This is a genomic window from Psittacicella hinzii (assembly GCF_003585885.1).
Classification (GTDB): Bacteria; Pseudomonadota; Gammaproteobacteria; order Enterobacterales; family Psittacicellaceae; genus Psittacicella.
Genome location: NZ_NRHC01000132.1, coordinates 1 through 3,754, shown reverse-complemented (window position 1 = coordinate 3,754; position 3,754 = coordinate 1). Strand labels below are relative to the sequence as shown.

Genomic DNA, 3,754 nt, shown 5'->3' with positions numbered 1-3,754 from the left:
AAACATAATGCAAAACATAAACCCACAATTTAATTGTGGGTTTATAAAAATTAGATTGACTAATTTTCAAGCAGTTAGTAAATATTAGTAAAATAAATTTAAATACAAATGATAATCATTATCATTTACTCGCTATAATAGAACTCATCTAACACACTAAAGAAAGATTAGTGCTCAGTTAGTCTCCTAAAAGATAGTTAAAATATTTGAATTTGTGTCAGAAGAAAGCATTCTAACACTTGTTAAAGTGCTTTCTTTTTTATGAGACTAAGCGTGGCTTTTTTCTCTCACTCTATTTTTCCACGCGCACCTTAAGATAATTTTAGTGGGGTTAGCAAATACTTATAAGTTATGCGATAACACTCTTAATAGATAATAAAACAAACTTAGTTTATAGTGACTTCTACGCACGTAGACAAACGTAGAAGTTACTTTTTCCCTCTAACCCAAATCTTCAAGGCAAGAACAGCTCAAAAGCTCAAAAGCTCAAAAGCTCAAAAGCTACAAAGAGCTTAAACCCTAAAACCTAAGGTTAAAAATCTAAGCAGACTTAAAGAGCAGACTTAAGGCTAAGGTTAACAGACTAACTAAACTCTAATAGTCTAATGTACTAGTCTACGAATACCATCATCCCCGAATTTAATTCTTAGCAAAGCCTTACCCCCCAATTTAAAGCTTTGCTAAGCATTAAAAAGCAATGACTAGCACTTAAGCCCTAAAAACTAAAGCTTAAATACCATTCAAGTTATGCCCCTAACTATCAAGCTTCATGATCAACTGCAAGTCAAACACTAGAGCGCCAAGACTTGTCAAGAAAGCGCATGCTAAGATCAAAAAAGCAAAATAGTTCAGCGTCTCTTGGAATTTTACCTAAGTAAGAAAATCTTGTTAGCCAAAACAAGTATTATGCCTCAAACCCTAAGTACTAATTTTAGCTAGTCTAGTAAGGCAAGTTACTACTAGCTAAAATTTTTTGCCTAGCAATTATTTGTTTAACAACTATTTACTTAGCAACCTGTTGTTTGATAACTGCTTGTTTAGTAAAGATTAAGCTAGCAATTAACGAGAGTTTGACGTATGTTTTTTACAATTGACCTCAAATTAGTTTTAGTAACCAAATCACTCTAATTGCTTTTTACGCCAGAATTTGTTTTGCAGGCTCATTTTGTTAGCGGGAATAAAAAGAATTTATATATTCTAGACCTTGTATATAGTTCACTACTTTATTAACAAAACGAGAGTTTAAGCTCAAGATCTCTTAATCTTACTTGAGGCACTTTATCCTAAGCTGACAGTCCCAAGAGCTTGCAAAGCAAACCTTAAACAACTCTTCACCTCACCAGTGTGTTAGTTGTTTTTGCTAAGTCTACTTTCATTTATAAATCTCCAAATCTCTAACTAACTTAGCAACATTTTTTAAATAAGTACAAACTGCCCTATATATTTCTCCTGTACTATTCTAAGGTAATATTTTCTTGTCACAAGTTTTTACTTGTCTCAGTTTGAATCTAATTACTTAGTCCTAGTTAATAGGGATTCCCGAAATTGATCATTTTCTTCTAAATAAATTACTAAATAACATTAGGTTATCTCGATTTCTAGCAGGGCATACTACCCTTCTTTAAATCGATTGTTGACTTAATCTAAAGGTAAGAAATTTAATAATATTTAATCATTAGCTTCTTCTTTGTTCGGGAATCCCTAAGTTAAATCACTTTACTAGTAGTGGCAAGAAAATATTTTTTCATTAACTTACCATAACTAAAGAGGTACTTTACACAAACTCGACTAACTTTCTCAGAACTTATCATATCAATTTAAATAAGCAAGTTAATTTTTTTATTTAAATATATCCTTTTATCTTTTTAATCTTATATCTTCGAACCAGTAGGCAACTACTGGTTGTTTTTTTTTGTTTAGGAGATCTAGTTTTGCTTGTGCTGATACTTTTGCTTGTGCTGATACTGTTATGGAGCAAAGACAAGAGTCTAGGGTAAGAAGACAAAGGAATAAGAAGATAAAGGACAGGGTGACAAAAAAACTAGAGCTTAAGGTAAGACTACGGATAATACTATGACTGAGAATTGCAAGCTAGCAAAGACAAAGGACGAGCCTCCAGCTGACGCTGGTATTGCTCGTCCTTTATCATTTTATCTTTACTGTTCTATACAGTAGATACAGCTGTATAGAGTTGTATATTTACAACAATGGTTAGTTACTTAAATTGTGTCTTACTACAATTGTTTGTTAGATACTACAATTGTTAGTTATTAGTAGTCTAAAGGCGCACCTACCACTAAACGTAACATACGACGTAATGGTTCTGCAGCACCCCATAATAACTGATCACCTACGGTGAAGATACTTACATATTCATCACCTAAAGATAGTTTACGTACACGACCTACAGCAATGTTTAATGTACCAGAAACTGCAGTTGGTGTTAAACGTGCTAAGGTTTGTTCTTTTTCATTTGGTACTACGTAAGCCCATTTGTTGTGTTCAGCAATTAATTGTTCGATTTGTTCTACTGAAAGATTTTCTTTTAATTTTAGGGTAATACTTTGGCTGTGTGAGCGTAGTACACCAACACGAACACAAGTTGAGTCAACTTTAATTGTATTATCCGCAAATCCTAAAATCTTATTAGTTTCAGCGTGACCTTTCCACTCTTCTTTAGTAAAGCCGTGGTCATGTTTTGCATCAATCCAAGGAATTAAACTTGCAGCTAATGGGGCACCAAAGTAAGGAGCTGGTAAGTCTGTACTTAATTTCTCTTGTACTTTGGCAGCTACGTCTAGCATAGTTTTGCTTTTATCTGCTAGTTCAGCTTCTACATGGCTGTGTAGAGCACCAAACTGTTCAATTAGCTCACGCATGTTTGCTGCACCAGCACCTGAAGCTGCTTGGTATGAGCTTACAATTACGTTTTCTACTAAACCTTTGCTAAATAAACCACCTAAACCGATTAGCATTAAAGATACGGTACAGTTAGCACCGGCAAAGTCTTTTTGCCCTGCTTCTAAAGCAGCTTTTAATTGATCTTTATTGATTGGATCTAATATTAAGCTCACGTTATCTTTCATACGTAAAGCTGAAGCAGCGTCAATCCAGTAACCATTCCAACCTGCTGCTCTTAATTGTGGGTGCATAGCATTAGTATAGTCACCACCTTGGCAGGTAATAATAATGTCATATTTGCTTAGCTCAGTTACGCTGTTTGCATCACCAATTAAACCTAGGTCGTATTTACCAACCTTTGGTGCAGGGGTACCATGGGTTGAGGTTGAGAAAAATTTTGCATCAACTAAAGCAAAATCATCTTCTTCTAACATACGGTTTACAAGAACCGATCCTACCATTCCGCGGTAGCCTACAATCGCAACTTTTACTTTTTCTGCAAATGTCATATATGAAATTCCTATTTAATCTAGTTAAGCTAGTATCGTTTTTTATAATTCTTTTTTGGCAAAATATTTTTCTCGAAAAATATGCCATTATTTTGATTATAGCATAACCTCGCGGGTAAAAATAGGAGGCTCAACATCTTAAATTAGCACAGCTTAAGTAGCCAAAACAACCAAAACAGATTAAGCAACTTAAGCAACTTAAGCAACTTAAAGCAAGCAAGGGAACCTCAAAGAAACAAAAGCAGCCAAAGAATAGGGATTCCCGAAATTGATCATTTTCTCCTAAATAAATTACTAAATAACATTAGGTTACGTCGATTTCTAGCAGGGCAGACTGCCCTTCT

At 34.3% G+C, this 3,754-nt stretch carries 1 protein-coding gene; it reads right to left on the bottom strand.

Annotated features, from left to right (window positions below; translation table 11 throughout):
- Window positions 1–2,270 precede the first annotated feature (2,270 nt).
- Window positions 2,271–3,410 (bottom strand): aspartate-semialdehyde dehydrogenase, encoded by a 1,140-nt coding sequence (gene asd, locus CKF54_RS07600; protein WP_119525752.1) that lies wholly within the window; start codon window positions 3,408–3,410, stop codon window positions 2,271–2,273.
- Between the last annotated feature and the right edge of the window lie 344 nt (window positions 3,411–3,754).